General features: G+C 63.7%; 13 protein-coding genes and 1 riboswitch. Of the genes, 8 read left to right on the plus strand and 5 right to left on the minus strand.

The window, feature by feature from the left end:
• The first annotated feature begins 127 nt into the window (after positions 1 to 127).
• The 3 genes from NGJ21_RS09470 to NGJ21_RS09480 all read left to right on the plus strand — a co-directional run bounded on the left by NGJ21_RS09470 (position 128) and on the right by NGJ21_RS09480 (position 3,154).
• A complete protein-coding gene (locus NGJ21_RS09470; protein WP_251962055.1) occupies positions 128 to 820 on the plus strand; it encodes a response regulator transcription factor in 693 nt (230 codons plus the stop codon).
• Positions 820 to 2,166 (plus strand): HAMP domain-containing sensor histidine kinase, encoded by a 1,347-nt coding sequence (locus tag NGJ21_RS09475; RefSeq protein ID WP_251962056.1) that lies wholly within the window; start codon positions 820 to 822, stop codon positions 2,164 to 2,166. Before NGJ21_RS09470 ends, NGJ21_RS09475 begins: the two co-directional genes overlap by 1 nt.
• 82 nt (positions 2,167 to 2,248) lie before the next feature.
• Complete coding sequence (locus NGJ21_RS09480; RefSeq protein WP_115273477.1) at positions 2,249 to 3,154, plus strand: alpha/beta hydrolase; 906 nt, start codon at positions 2,249 to 2,251, stop codon at positions 3,152 to 3,154.
• Positions 3,155 to 3,165: 11 nt separating this feature from the next.
• Here NGJ21_RS09480 and NGJ21_RS09485 read toward each other — a convergent pair whose 3' ends face one another.
• Positions 3,166 to 4,146, minus strand: coding sequence for a zeta toxin family protein (locus NGJ21_RS09485; RefSeq protein WP_115273476.1), 981 nt, complete (start codon positions 4,144 to 4,146; stop codon positions 3,166 to 3,168).
• Between the two features lie 161 nt (positions 4,147 to 4,307).
• A riboswitch (FMN riboswitch) is annotated at positions 4,308 to 4,449 on the plus strand.
• An 80-nt stretch (positions 4,450 to 4,529) separates the two neighbouring features.
• Here NGJ21_RS09485 and ribB point away from each other — a divergent pair.
• The 5 genes from ribB to NGJ21_RS09510 all read left to right on the plus strand — a co-directional run bounded on the left by ribB (position 4,530) and on the right by NGJ21_RS09510 (position 10,469).
• Complete coding sequence (gene ribB / locus NGJ21_RS09490) at positions 4,530 to 5,180, plus strand: 3,4-dihydroxy-2-butanone-4-phosphate synthase (protein WP_115273475.1); 651 nt, start codon at positions 4,530 to 4,532, stop codon at positions 5,178 to 5,180.
• 177 nt (positions 5,181 to 5,357) lie between these two features.
• Entirely contained in the window at positions 5,358 to 5,600 is a 243-nt protein-coding gene (locus NGJ21_RS09495) for an exodeoxyribonuclease VII small subunit (RefSeq protein WP_008092375.1), read from the plus strand.
• A complete protein-coding gene (ispA, locus tag NGJ21_RS09500) occupies positions 5,597 to 6,484 on the plus strand; it encodes a (2E,6E)-farnesyl diphosphate synthase (protein ID WP_115273474.1) in 888 nt (295 codons plus the stop codon). Before NGJ21_RS09495 ends, ispA begins: the two co-directional genes overlap by 4 nt.
• 111 nt (positions 6,485 to 6,595) lie before the next feature.
• Positions 6,596 to 8,491 (plus strand): 1-deoxy-D-xylulose-5-phosphate synthase, encoded by a 1,896-nt coding sequence (gene dxs / locus NGJ21_RS09505; RefSeq protein ID WP_125923496.1) that lies wholly within the window; start codon positions 6,596 to 6,598, stop codon positions 8,489 to 8,491.
• Positions 8,492 to 8,597: 106 nt separating this feature from the next.
• Entirely contained in the window at positions 8,598 to 10,469 is a 1,872-nt protein-coding gene (locus tag NGJ21_RS09510; protein WP_119688195.1) for a TonB-dependent receptor domain-containing protein, read from the plus strand.
• On the opposite strand, the gene NGJ21_RS09515 is transcribed toward NGJ21_RS09510, so the two are convergent.
• The 4 genes from NGJ21_RS09515 to NGJ21_RS09530 all read right to left on the minus strand — a co-directional run bounded on the left by NGJ21_RS09515 (position 10,447) and on the right by NGJ21_RS09530 (position 13,170).
• Positions 10,447 to 11,259, minus strand: coding sequence for a cobalamin-binding protein (locus tag NGJ21_RS09515; protein WP_115273471.1), 813 nt, complete (start codon positions 11,257 to 11,259; stop codon positions 10,447 to 10,449). The two genes, NGJ21_RS09510 and NGJ21_RS09515, sit on opposite strands and share 23 nt — an antisense overlap.
• Positions 11,259 to 11,678, minus strand: a complete 420-nt coding sequence (locus NGJ21_RS09520; protein WP_046785101.1) for a hypothetical protein — start codon at positions 11,676 to 11,678, stop codon at positions 11,259 to 11,261. Before NGJ21_RS09520 ends, NGJ21_RS09515 begins: the two co-directional genes overlap by 1 nt.
• Entirely contained in the window at positions 11,675 to 12,292 is a 618-nt protein-coding gene (gene ribA / locus NGJ21_RS09525; RefSeq protein ID WP_012312515.1) for a GTP cyclohydrolase II, read from the minus strand. Before ribA ends, NGJ21_RS09520 begins: the two co-directional genes overlap by 4 nt.
• Before the next feature lie 134 nt (positions 12,293 to 12,426).
• The gene (locus NGJ21_RS09530) at positions 12,427 to 13,170 is read right to left on the minus strand and encodes a substrate-binding periplasmic protein (protein ID WP_119688194.1); all 744 of its coding nucleotides are present in this window, start codon (positions 13,168 to 13,170) and stop codon (positions 12,427 to 12,429) included.
• Positions 13,171 to 13,186: the final 16 nt, after the last annotated feature.

Raw genomic sequence — 13,186 nt, forward strand, 5'->3', positions numbered from 1 at the left:
GGACGAAAACTAGGGGTGCAGCAGGATTAACCTTCTTAACACTTAGGCCCGGCACGGGGCGATTGCCCTTCCCCTGCCTGCAATGGGATGATCGCCAACTGATACGAATTCTCATTCAAGACTGCCAATGCCAACCTCACTCCTGCTCGTCGAAGATGACCCACGCCTGCGTGAGGACCTCCAGCGCCACTTCCTCAACCGGGGCTTTGGGGTCAACGCCTGCGCCACCGGCCCTCAGGCGTTGAACGCGGTGCAACACAATGGCTTCGATCTGGTGTTGCTGGACATCATGCTGCCAGGCCTGGACGGCCTCAGCCTGCTCGACGAGTTGCGCCGCCAGCAGGCAGTTCCGGTGATACTGATGTCGGCGCTGGGGGCCGAGCAGGACCGCATCAGTGGCTTTACCCGCGGGGCGGACGATTACCTGCCCAAGCCCTTCAGCCTGGCGGAACTGGACGCGCGGGTCGATGCTCTGATGCGCCGGGTGGCCTTTGACCGCAGGCCGGCGGCACCAACCGAAACCGGCAAGGTAATGCTCGACCAGGACCATCAGGATGTCATTCACCACGGCAAGGCTGCCGGCCTCACTGCCTCTGAGTTTCGCTTGCTGGCCACCTTGAGCGCCCACCCCGGTGAGGCCTTGAGCAAAGCATTCCTCTACCAGACCGTATTGCACCGCGCCTACACCCGCCTGGACCGTGGGCTGGACGTGCATGTGTGCAACCTGCGCCGCAAGCTGGCCGATATCGGTGCCCAGCATGTGCAGATACAGGCAGTACGTGGCCAAGGGTACATCCTGGTCGACACGGAACACCTGTGATGCGCCGCCATCCCCTGCTGTGGAAACTGGCCGCACTGCAAGTCAGCTTCTGCCTGCTGATGACCTGGCTGATCTGGACCTGGGGCCTGTCGGTGGAGCGCAGCACTTATTTTCTGTCCCAGGCCGACCAGGATTATCTGGCGCGCTATGCGCAGCAGGCTGAACAGGCCTGGCAGCAAGGCGGTGCGGCCGGCGCCGAAGCCTTTCGCACAAAGCTGCAGCACGCCGAGAACACCTGGGCGGCATTGATCGGGCCGCACCTGCAAAGCCTCGGCACCGCGCCGCTGAATGTCGACGAGGCCAGCCGCCTGACCTTCATGCGCAAACTCGACTGGCCGATGAGCCGGCGCCTGCAGGATGAGCTGCCCTACGTCAGCATCGAGTTCCCGCAGCATCCAGAACAGGGCCGGCTGGTGTTGCAGCTGCCCGAGCGCCTGCTACCCACCGGCCTGACCCCCTGGACCCACCTCATCACTCACGGCGTTGCACCCACACTGCTGGCGCTGTTACTTGGCCTGGCGATCTACCGGCACCTGGTGGTACCGCTCAACCGCCTGCGCGACCGCGCTGATGCTTTGCGCGCGGACGACCTGGACGGCCCTGGCCTGCCCCTGCAGGATCGCCGCGATGAATTGGGCGAACTGGCGCAGGCCTTCGAACACATGGCCGGGCGCCTGCGCCAAAGCCTGGAGCAGCAACGCCTGCTGCTGCGTACTTTGTCTCACGAACTGCGCACGCCCCTGGCGCGGCTGCGCATCGCCCATGACAGTGATTTGCCCCCCGCCCAGTTGCGCGAGCGCCTGGGCCACGAGGTCAATGACATGCAGAAGCTGCTCGAGGACACGCTGGACCTCGCCTGGATGGACACCGAGCAGCCGCAGTTACGCACCGAACCGGTGCTGATGGTGTCCGTGTGGGAAGCGTTATGCCAGGACGCCTGCTTCGAGAGCGGCTGGGACCGTGCACGGCTGCCCTGCTCGCTCGGCATCGAATGCGTGGTGCAGGCCCATCTGGACAGCCTGGCCCAGGCGCTGGAAAACCTCATGCGCAATGCCATCCGCCATTCGCCTGCCGATGGCCGGGTCAGCCTCGATGGCTGGCGTGAGGGCGACCGCTGGCATTTGCGCCTGAGTGACCAGGGTCCCGGCGTGCCTCACGCTGAACTCGAACGCATCTTCAAGCCCTACCAGCGCTTGCCCGACAGCGGCGCAGGTTTCGGCCTGGGGCTGGCCATCGCCCGCCGCGCGGTCGAACTGCAAGGCGGCCGGCTGTGGGCCAGCAATGGTCATCCCGGCCTTTGCCTGCACCTGTTGCTGCCTGTTGCCCAGGAATGTTTAGAAAGTTAATACGCTTTACGCTCAATCAGGACTGATTATCATCTGGGCTCTCCCGCTTTGCGCTCCTTGCAAAGCATCGATGAGGCGCCTGATGAGCAAGATCACCCTGTCCCTGGCATTGGCGTTGGCCCTTGCGGCCCCGCTTGCCCTGGCGCAGCCGCAACGCGAGCAGAAGATGGACACTTCACTGCTGCAGCGCCAGGACCTGGCCTATCGTTTCAGCCACCTGGACCTGGACTCGGCCGATGGCCAGCGCCATTACCGCTTGTGGGTCGGCAAGCCGGACCGCCCGGCGCCCGCCTCAGGTTATCCGGTGTTGTGGATGCTTGACGGCAATGCCGCACTCGGTGCTTTGGACAGTGCACAACTGGGCAAACTCGCAGCGGGCCAGGCACCGCTGCTGGTGGCGGTTGGGTATCAGACCGAGCAGCGCATCGAGCGAACCGGGCGTACCTACGACTACACACCGGCAATTGCCGGGTTTGCAGAACAGCGCGATCCGCTGACCCACCTGCCCAGCGGTGGCGTGGATGCATTCCTGGACTTGCTTACCGAGCGCATGCGGCCGATGGTAGCCGGCATGGCGCCCATCGACCCGCAGCGGCAGACGCTGTGGGGGCATTCCTATGGCGGCTTGGCGGTGTTGCACGCGTTGTTCACTCGGCCTGGAGCGTTCAGCGAATATGCGGCGGCCAGCCCGTCGTTGTGGTGGCACGATGGAGCTATCATTCGGCAAGCGCAGGGGCTACAGCAGCGCTTGGGCAATAACCGACCGACGCTGTTGCTCATGCGCGGTGGCGACGAACCGTCGAGCCCGCGCGCACCGGTGACCGGTGACGCGCAGCGGCCAGCGCAAACGCTGGCCGCAGCTTTGCTCAAGGTACGAGGGTTACAAGTGCGCTTTGAGCGCTTCGCGGGACTGGGACACGGCCCCATGCTGGCCGCATCACTGCACCGGGTGGTCGAAGGCATGTCCGACCCGGCCAATGCCCGTTGAACGTTACCCGATCAAGGCTGAGCGTACTTGAGTACATACAGGCACAACTCCCGGTAGACATCGACGGGGAGCTGGGGCAGCAGGCGCTGTGCTCGTCCCAGGGTTTTGCAGTTGAGTTCGGCCATGGACTGTCGATGATTCGCGCCGAGCAACCCGGCATGCACAACCTGGGCATATTGAATGTAGGAACAAGGAAAATCAGAAGCAGGGCCCCGCAAGACCTTGAAGTCCACGTTCAAATGCGGGGCACGGAAAAACGCTTTCCCGTTGTAAGTTTCCTGGGGCGTTAGCACGCCGTGCTCGGTGCAGATGCTGTGACAGACCGGCATGCTTTCCTTGCCGGTCTCCAGGCCGCGTTGATAGATGACGATTTCCGCACCCGGCACTTGGGTACAGGCATTTTCGAAAGCATCGATAATCGACCTGGCGTTGAGCTGCGCTTGTTCGATCTGCGCCAGGCTGACGACCCGTTCTATCTCTTCTTCGCCCACGCTGGCGACCACGCGGTCAAGCGTCGACCAGTGGCTGAATTCTTTCTGGCACGCAATCAGGTGGACTTCGGCCTGGTAGCCCTGCTGGGCCGCAACAGGAGGAAAATCGGCGAAAACAGGGCTATCAAGCGCGGTTTCCATGATGATGTTGTAGCTGTTCTGCATGGCGTAGGTACAGATCATTGTGCCCAACTGCCAGATGAACTGCTCGGTATGTTCATAAACGTGCAGCACCCCTTTATCCTTCATGGCCTCATAGTGCGGGTGCAGTTGGCGAAAGCGCGTCTCGTACAGGCGGACATAATTGGCGTACTTGCTTTCTTTAAGCAGCGTGTTTTCCAAGAGGTAGGTCTTACCTGAGCCTTGGGCACCGGCGATGATGAGCATCTTGGGCTTTAACTCGCCGTCTATGTAGTCACGTGGTTTATCGAACAACGATGAGGCGAGAGATGCAAACACAGCATGCACATCGGCTGTTGTAAAAGAATAAGTGTCGGACATGGCGCAAACTTCCTTGATGGTGAGTGGCGAAGGCCACCACGGTAGAGCCATGACTGGCGGGCGAGCGGTAGATAACTAATACGTTCGCGTTTGGCGGCAGATCCCTTCGAAAGTCGTAGGCCACAGGGTTGCCAGCAGGGTAAGGCTGTGCGGTATGCTTGCCCGGTCTTCAGGGCGGGGTGAAAGTCCCCACCGGCGGTAAATCGAAAGATGAGCCCGCGAGCGCCCCGGCCATGCCGGGGGTCAGCAGATCTGGTGCGACTCCAGAGCCGACGGTCATAGTCCGGATGAAAGAAGGCGTCAGGCAAGGGCCATTCGGGCGCCCTTGCGCGCGCATTTTGTTCGCCCCGAGACGTTCATCGATCATTCACGAGGAGCGTTTCATGTCCCCCAAGCATCACCAGCAATTCCCCAATGTGTCCGCTGCCATCGCCGCCTTCCAGGCAGGCCGCCCCGTGCTGCTGCTCGACGATGACGACCGCGAGGACGAAGCAGATATCGTTGCCGCCGCCGAAAACCTGTCGTTGCAGACCATGGCCATGATGATTCGCGATTGCAGCGGCATCGTCTGCCTGTGCCTGGACGAAGCCACCGTCGACGCCCTGCAACTGGCACCGATGGTGGCGAACAACCAGGCGCGCCATGGCACCGGCTTCACCGTGACCATCGAAGCGGCAGAAGGAGTGAGCACCGGCGTTAGCGCCCAGGACCGCATCACCACCATCGAAGCAGCGCTGCGCTCGACGGCGCAGCAACGGCATATCGTCAGCCCCGGCCACGTGTTCCCGCTGCGGGCGCGTGATGGTGGGGTGCTGACCCGTCGCGGCCATACCGAAGGCTCGGTGGACCTGGCTCGCCTGGCAGGCCTGCGCCCGGCAGCGGTGCTGTGCGAGCTGATGAACCCCGACGGCAGCATGGCCCGCGGCGAGCAAGTGGCGGTGTATGCCCGCCAGTACAATCTGCCGGTGCTGACCATTGCCGAGCTGGCACGCTGCCGCGAGGCAATGGTGGAGCTGGAAGCTGTGCCAGCCTGATTGATCGACGGGGCCGCTTTGCGGCCCAATCGCCGGCAAGCCGGCTCCAACAGGTTCAGCACAGCCTTCTGGCATTGTGCTGTACCTGTGGGCCGGAAAAACCACCCTCAAGTTTGCTCCCCCCGCCCCGCTCTGCTAGTGTCGCGCCGTTCTGAACCGCCACCGAGACCCGTCGCCATGGCCCGCAAAAAAGCCTCCATCGATTTCGAGCAATCCCTCGCCGACCTGCAAGCGCTGGTCGAACGCCTGGAGAACGGCGAGTTGTCGCTGGAAGACTCGCTGGCCGCCTTCGAGCAAGGTATCGCCCTGACCCGCGATTGCCAGGGCGCCCTGGCCCAGGCCGAGCAAAAAGTACAGATACTGCTGGAACGCGACGGCGAGCTCGCCGCTCAGCCCTTCGATGCGGAGCCAGAGGCATGATCGGCGCCTACCAGGCCAGCAGCCAGGCGCGCGTCGATGCGGCCCTTGAACCCCTGTTCATTGCGCCCACCAAGGAGCTTGAGCGGCTGTACACCGCCATGCGCTACAGCGTGATGAACGGCGGCAAGCGCGTGCGCCCGCTACTCGCCTATGCGGCTTGCCAAGCGCTGGGCGCACCGGCCGAGCAGGCCAACGGCGCCGCCTGCGCGGTGGAGCTGATCCATGCCTATTCGCTGGTGCACGACGACCTGCCGGCCATGGACGATGACGACCTGCGCCGTGGCCAGCCGACCACCCATAAAGCCTTCGACGAAGCCTGTGCGATCCTCGCCGGCGACGGCCTGCAGAGCCTGGCCTTCAGCGCCCTGCTCGACCCCCGGCTGAGCCCGCAGCCCGACGCCATCCGCCTGGCCATGGTCCAGGCCCTGGCCAAAGCTGCAGGCCCTGCCGGCATGGTCGGAGGCCAGGCCATCGACCTTGGCTCGGTCGGCGTGAAGCTGGACCAGCAGGCCCTGGAGTTCATGCACAGGCACAAGACCGGCGCGCTGATCGAAGCCAGCGTGCGCCTTGGCGCCCTGGCCAGCGGCCGCGCCGAGCAGGCGCAGCTGGACGCCCTGCAGACTTATGCACAGGCCATTGGCCTGGCATTCCAGGTGCAGGACGACATCCTCGACGTGGAAAGCGACACCGCCACCCTCGGCAAGCGCCAGGGTGCCGACATCGCCCGTGACAAACCGACCTACCCGGCCCTGCTTGGCCTGGAAGCGGCCAAGGCCTATGCGATCGAACTGCGCGACCAGGCGCTGGTCGCACTTGAAGGGTTTGGTGAAAACGCAGAACCTCTGCGGGCGTTGGCGCGCTACATCGTCGAACGCCGCCATTAAGAAGCACTGGTTCCAAACCCGCACACAGGGGGCTGCAACCTCTGGTCGAATGGGCACTTTTCCCACAATGGGGTAAACTGCCGCGTCTTAACATCTATAACGACTCGCCTGATGCCCACGACGTTTCAAGAGATCCCCCGCGAACGCCCGGTCACGCCGCTGCTCGACCGCGCTGACACGCCTGCCGGCCTGCGCCGGCTGGCCGAAGCCGACCTTGAGCACCTGGCCGACGAGCTGCGCCAGGAGCTGCTCTACACCGTGGGTCAGACCGGTGGGCATTTTGGCGCCGGCCTGGGCGTGATCGAACTGACGATCGCCCTGCACTACGTCTTCGACACCCCGGACGACCGGCTGGTGTGGGACGTCGGCCATCAAGCCTACCCGCACAAGATCCTCACCGGCCGGCGCAACCGCATGCTGAGCCTGCGCCAGAAGGACGGGATCGCCGCCTTCCCGCGCCGCAGCGAGAGTGAGTACGACACCTTTGGCGTCGGCCACTCCAGCACCTCGATCAGCGCCGCACTGGGCATGGCCATTGCCGCCCGCCTGCAGAACAGCGCGCGCAAGTCGATTGCAGTGATCGGTGACGGTGCCCTGACAGCCGGTATGGCGTTCGAGGCGTTGAACCACGCCCAGGAAGTCAACGCCGACATGCTGGTCATTCTCAACGACAACGACATGTCGATCTCGCGCAACGTTGGCGGGCTGTCCAATTACCTGGCCAAGATTCTTTCCAGCCGCACCTACGCAAGCATGCGCGAGGGCAGCAAGAAGGTGCTGTCGCGCCTGCCAGGTGCCTGGGAGATTGCCCGCCGCACCGAGGAATACGCCAAGGGCATGCTGGTACCCGGCACCCTGTTCGAAGAGCTGGGCTGGAACTACATCGGTCCGATCGATGGCCACGACCTGCCGACCATGATCGCCACCCTGCGCAACATGCGTGACCTCAAAGGCCCGCAGTTCCTGCACGTGGTGACCAAGAAGGGTAAAGGCTTCGCGCCGGCCGAGATCGACCCGATCGGCTACCACGCCATCACCAAACTCGAGCCTGCCGACAAGCCGGCCGCGCCGAAGAAGGCCAGCGGGCCGAAGTACTCTGCGGTATTCGGCCAGTGGCTGTGCGACATGGCCGCTGCCGACAACCGCCTGGTGGGCATCACCCCGGCAATGAAGGAAGGCTCCGACCTGGTTGCCTTCAGTGAGCGTTACCCCGAGCGCTACTTCGATGTGGCCATCGCCGAGCAGCATGCCGTGACGCTGGCGGCGGGCATGGCCTGCGAAGGCAGCAAGCCGGTGGTCGCGATCTACTCGACCTTCCTGCAGCGCGCCTACGACCAGCTGATCCACGACGTGGCGGTACAGAACCTCGACGTCCTGTTCGCCATTGACCGGGCAGGCCTGGTCGGCGAAGACGGCCCGACCCACGCGGGCAGCTACGACCTGTCGTACCTGCGCTGCATCCCGGGCATGCTGGTGATGACGCCCAGCGACGAGAACGAACTGCGCAAGATGCTCAGCACCGGCCACCTGTACAACGGCCCGGCAGCGGTGCGCTACCCACGCGGCACCGGCCCCAACGCGCCGATCAGTGGTGACCTGGAACCGCTGGAAATCGGCAAGGGCGTCATCCGTCGTCAGGGCGAAAAGGTCGCTTTGCTGGTGTTTGGCGTGCAGTTGGCCGAAGCCCTGCAGGTTGCCGAGCAAATCAACGCCACCGTGGTCGACATGCGTTTCGTCAAGCCGCTGGACGAGGCACTGGTGCTGGAGCTGGCAGGCAGTCATGAGCTGCTGGTGACCCTCGAAGAGAACGCCATCATGGGCGGTGCGGGGGCTGCGGTGGGTGAGTTTTTGGCCAGCCAGGCCGTGATCAAGCCGCTGCTGCACCTGGGCCTGCCGGATATCTATGTCGAGCACGCCAAGCCTGCGCAGATGCTGGCTGAATGTGGGCTGGATGCGGCCGGCATCGAAGCTTCGGTGAAGGCCCGCATGGCCAGGCTCGGCCTGTAATCCCTGGGGCCGCCTTGCGGCCCATCGCGACACAAGGCCGCTCCTACACAGGACCGCGGACTCGTGTCGCGATCGAGGGCGCAGCCCTCGCAAACTGGTACTGCCCATGAAAACCTCAACCTTCGCCACCCTGCTCTGCCTGCCCCTGCCGCTTCTGGCCGCCGAACGCGACGACGCCCTGAAGCTCCCCGACGTGCTGATCAGCGCCAACCGCCAGGTCGAATCACGCACCGCCACCAGCGCCGCCAACACCGTTTTCACCCGCAACGACATCGACCGCCTGCAACCGACCAGCGTCACCGACCTGCTCGCCCGCGTGCCAGGCGTGCAAGTCGCGCCCACCGGTGGCCGCGGTAGCCTGCCGGGTATCTTCATCCGCGGCACCAAGGCCGCGCAGAGCCTGGTACTGGTCGACGGTGTGCGCATCGCCAACGCCACCTCGGGCGACAGCGGCCTGCAGTTTCTCGACGTCGACCAGATCGAGCGTGTCGAAGTGCTGCGCGGCTCACGCTCGGCGATCTACGGCAGCGATGCCATCGGCGGTGTCATTCAGATCTTCACCCGTCGCAGCAACGGCACGGGCCTGCAGCCGCGCCTGCGCATGGCGGCAGGCAGCAACCAGACCTGGCAACGCAGCCTGGGCCTGTCCGGAGGCGAGGGCGCGACCCGCTTCAACCTGGGCGCCAGCCTGGACGAAACAGCAGGCATCGACTCGACCGGCCCGTCCTTCGCCAGCGACGGCGATCATGATGCCTACCGCAACAAGTCGTTCAACCTGAGCCTGAGCCACACCTTTGGCGAACGTTTCGAAGCCGGCCTGAACCTGCTCGACAGCCAAGGGCGCAGCGAGTACGACAATCCGTTCGGTGGCTTCGACCCGGTCACCTTCGAAAGCTTCGGGCAAAAGCCCTACACCGACTTCAGCGTCAGCAGCCTGGGTACTTACTTCGATGCACAGCTCAATGACGTGTGGCATTCACGCCTGGAGCTGGGCCATAGCGAAAACCGCGACGACAAGCGCGACAAGCTCAGTGACGAACGCTCGGTGTTCAACACCTATCGCGACCAGGTCACTTGGCAGAACGACCTGGCCCTGAGCGAGCGGCAGAACCTGTTGATCGGCGGCGACTGGTACGAAGACCGCGTGCACGCCAGCACCGATTTCAGCGAAGACAGCCGCTGGAACCGCGCCGCTTTCATCCAGCATCGCTTGCGCGGCGAGCACGTCTCTACCGAACTGGGCGTGCGCCGCGACCAGAACCAGCAGTTTGGCGGCCAGACCACATGGAGCGGTAGCCTGACCGTGCCGCTGAATACGCACAACGATGTGCTGCTGTCCTACAGCGAAGGCTTTCGTGCGCCGACCTTCAACGACTTGTACTACCCGCAGTACAGCAACCCGCAGCTGGACCCGGAGCATTCCAGAAGTTACGAGCTGCAATGGCGCAGCCAGCTCAGCCGCGACAGCCGCCTGGAAACTTCGCTGTACCGTACTGACCTGCGCGATGCGATTATCTTTGGCCAGGACTCGATCCCGCGTAATGTGGCCTCTGCGCGTATCAACGGCGTGGAAATGGCACTGGAGCAACAGTGGGGCCAATGGCGCAGCCAGCTGGGCCTTGCGTTGATCGATCCACGTGATCGTGACAGCGGCCACACCCTCGCCCGCCGCGCAAGGCGCACCTTGAGCCTGGACCTGGACCGTCAATTCGAGCGTTTTACGGTAGGAGGCAGCTGGCAGGCCGTCAGCGCCAGTTACGACGACGAGGCCAACCGCAACCGCCTCGGCGGCTATGGCTTGCTGGGCCTGCGCAGCAGCTGGGCAGCGACCGACGAGCTGAAGCTGGAACTAAAGCTGGATAACCTGCTGGACAAAGGCTACAGCCGTGCGCTGTACAGCTACGATGGCGCCAGCTACGGCTACCGCGAAGAGGGCCGCACGGCCCTGTTCAGCGTCACCTGGACGCCGGCGCTTTAGCTTCGAGCAGCGCACACAAGCGGGCGGTGGCTTCGATCATCTGCCCGCTGGGCCGCTCCAGGCCCTTGTCCGGCACCACCAGCAGACGATCACCGGCCACAGCGCCCAAATCTGGCCAGGCCTTCCAGCTTGCCAACTGCCCCTGGTCGCCAGCCAGAATCACCTGCGGATCGCGCATCAGCACTGATTCCACATTCACTTGCGGTGCCGGCTGGCTCAGGTCGGCAAAGATATTGCGCGCCCCACACACCGCCAAGGCATCACTCACCACCTGTCGCCCACCCAAGGTGTACAGCGGCCGGTCCCAGACCTGATAGAACACCCGTAGCGGCTGTTCACGCCGATAGTGCTGACGCAGTTGCCGCAACCGTTCACGCAGGCCTCCCACATAACGCCGCCCCTGCTGTGCCCGCCCTACACGCACGGCAATGGCCTCGATCTGTTCAAGCAGTTGCTCAAGGTCGTGGGGTTCTGCACTGTAGGTCGCGATACCCAGGCGCGTAAGCTGATCGCGCTGGGCCGGAGCCACACTGCCGGGCCAGAGCAACAGCAGGTCAGGCCTGAGGCTGAGCAGGCGTTCCATGTCCAGTTGCCCCTGGCGCCCTACCGAAGGCAGGTGGCGCAGCGCCGCTGGGCGCTCGCCGCCGTCGAGCACGCCCACCAGCAGGTCATCGGCCTGCAGCTCAAGCATGATTTCGCTCATCGAAGGCGCAAGGCTGACCACGCGCAGAGGCTCGCCAGCCTGGACGGTACAGGCCAGCAGCGCCAGCAGGCAGAGCAGGCGGCGCATCACCCCAGCTGACGCGGGATGCGGTAGAGGTAAAGCACCACCACTGTGGATAACGCCAAGAGGATTTGCGGCACAGCTTCGAGCCCTACCAGCACCGACAGCGCGGCGACCCAGGCAGGGAAACAGGCGAACAGCATGGCCATGCGCCGCACCCGGGCCAACTCGATCCAGGCAGCCGGCTCTTCAGCCGTGCCAAGCAACTTGGAGGTGGCGATCAAAGCACGCTTGTAGGCGCCGAAACGCGGCAGGCTGAGGAACATGGTTGCCGCACCGGCGATGAACAGCGGCATCGCCAGCACCGGGATCAGCGCATCGCCACCGCCAAAGGCCCAGGCCATCACCGGTAGCGGCACCAGGCCAACCGCCAGGTATTGCCACCAGGCCAGCGCCAGGCGCCGCTTCACCTCGCTGCGGGTCACGCCTGGGGGACCTCACCCTGGTGTTCGTTACCCAGCATGTGGCCAAGCTTGTCGGCCTTGGTCGCCAGGTAGTAACGGTTGTGCGGGTTATGCCCGGTATGCAGCGGCACGCGCTCGGCAACCTTGATGTTCATGTCGGTTAGCGCCTTGACCTTGCGCGGGTTGTTGGTCATCAGGCGCAGCGATTTCACGCCCAGGTGCTCGAGCATCGGCAGGCAGATCGCGTAATCACGCTGGTCGGCAGCGAACCCCAGACGCTCGTTGGCCTCTACAGTGTCGGCACCACCATCCTGCAACTCATAGGCGCGGATCTTGTTCAGCAGGCCGATGCCACGGCCTTCCTGACGCAGGTAAAGCAGCACGCCGCGCCCTTCACGGGCAATGGCCTGCAGGGCGGCTTCCAGTTGCGAGCCGCAGTCGCAACGCTGGCTGAACAGGGCATCGCCAGTCAGGCACTCGGAGTGCAGGCGCCCCAACACCGGCTCACCGTCGGCGATGTCACCCAGGCTGAGCACCACGTGCTCACGGCCGGTGGCTTCGTCGAGGAAACCATGCATGGTGAAAGTCGCGAAGGGGGTCGGGAGTTTAGAGGCGGCAACAAAGACGACGGGCACGTTGTGCTCCTGGATAAGTAGGAAAATTCTCGTGAAGCGATTGTATCAGCAGGTCAGCGCCTGTGCGCTGGCTGAATACCGTGGGTTAAGATCGAAAAGTTCGATGTTCGGTTAGCCTGTGGCAGCCCATGGTGCTATTGAGGCTTGCTGTCGGCAGTAAAGGGATACGGCTGTTTCCAGTGCTGGAAGATAGGCTTCAACTCGCCGCTGCGTACCAGTTCAGCCATGCGTCTGTCGAACAGTTCACGCAGGGCCTTGCCGTGCTCGTTGCGGGCAAAGGCCAGGTACAACGGCAGTTCGGCGACATGGGTTCGCCGGAACCGTTCTGGCTGAGAGGTTTGGCCAAGCACGTAGTCAACTTCGGTCAGCGCATCGATGTAGAAGTCCACGCGATCATGCTCAAGCATTGGCAGGATGCCTTCGCGGCGCTGAATCTCGCGCGACTCCTTTACGTTCGGCAGGTAGCTGCCGTAATCGTAGCCACGCACCCAGGCCAAGCGATACTGACCAACGGTCTCCAGGGTAGGCACCGGTTTGCTGGCAAGCCCCAGCGCATAGATGTGGTCCATGTCGAAGTGCCAACGCGGGTAGAGATTGTCGTCGTTCTCATCCTTGTAGGAACCGACCCAGGCATCGGCCTCGCCGCGTTTGACCAGCCCGACGGCACGGCTGTAAGGAGCACTCTTTGCCACCACCTTGACGCCGGCAGGCTCAAAGACCTTGCGCAAGACATCCCAGGCCACGCCGGTACCATCGGCATTGGTGTAGTCCAGCCACTCTTCACTGACCAGATGGACCTGTTTCGGTACGCCTTCGGCCGCCAGCGCCCCATGGGCAACGCTGAACAAAATTGCCAGCAGCACAGTCCGAATGGCCATCAAAGCGCTCCCTGTC

Origin of the sequence: Pseudomonas sp. Marseille-Q5299 (assembly GCF_943737035.1) — a bacterium.
GTDB lineage: Bacteria > Pseudomonadota > Gammaproteobacteria > Pseudomonadales > Pseudomonadaceae > Aquipseudomonas > Aquipseudomonas putida_E.

Bases quoted from the DNA above. Each gene is read 5' to 3' on its own strand.
- NGJ21_RS09470 (WP_251962055.1), top strand. From the start codon at position 128: ATGCCAACCTCACTCCTGCTCGTCGAAGATGACCCACGCCTGCGTGAG.
- NGJ21_RS09475 (WP_251962056.1), top strand. From the start codon at position 820: ATGCGCCGCCATCCCCTGCTGTGGAAACTGGCCGCACTGCAAGTCAGC.
- NGJ21_RS09480 (WP_115273477.1), top strand. From the start codon at position 2,249: ATGAGCAAGATCACCCTGTCCCTGGCATTGGCGTTGGCCCTTGCGGCC.
- NGJ21_RS09485 (WP_115273476.1), bottom strand. From the start codon at position 4,146: ATGTCCGACACTTATTCTTTTACAACAGCCGATGTGCATGCTGTGTTT.
- ribB (WP_115273475.1), top strand. From the start codon at position 4,530: ATGTCCCCCAAGCATCACCAGCAATTCCCCAATGTGTCCGCTGCCATC.
- NGJ21_RS09495 (WP_008092375.1), top strand. From the start codon at position 5,358: ATGGCCCGCAAAAAAGCCTCCATCGATTTCGAGCAATCCCTCGCCGAC.
- ispA (WP_115273474.1), top strand. From the start codon at position 5,597: ATGATCGGCGCCTACCAGGCCAGCAGCCAGGCGCGCGTCGATGCGGCC.
- dxs (WP_125923496.1), top strand. From the start codon at position 6,596: ATGCCCACGACGTTTCAAGAGATCCCCCGCGAACGCCCGGTCACGCCG.
- NGJ21_RS09510 (WP_119688195.1), top strand. From the start codon at position 8,598: ATGAAAACCTCAACCTTCGCCACCCTGCTCTGCCTGCCCCTGCCGCTT.
- NGJ21_RS09515 (WP_115273471.1), bottom strand. From the start codon at position 11,259: ATGCGCCGCCTGCTCTGCCTGCTGGCGCTGCTGGCCTGTACCGTCCAG.
- NGJ21_RS09530 (WP_119688194.1), bottom strand. From the start codon at position 13,170: ATGGCCATTCGGACTGTGCTGCTGGCAATTTTGTTCAGCGTTGCCCAT.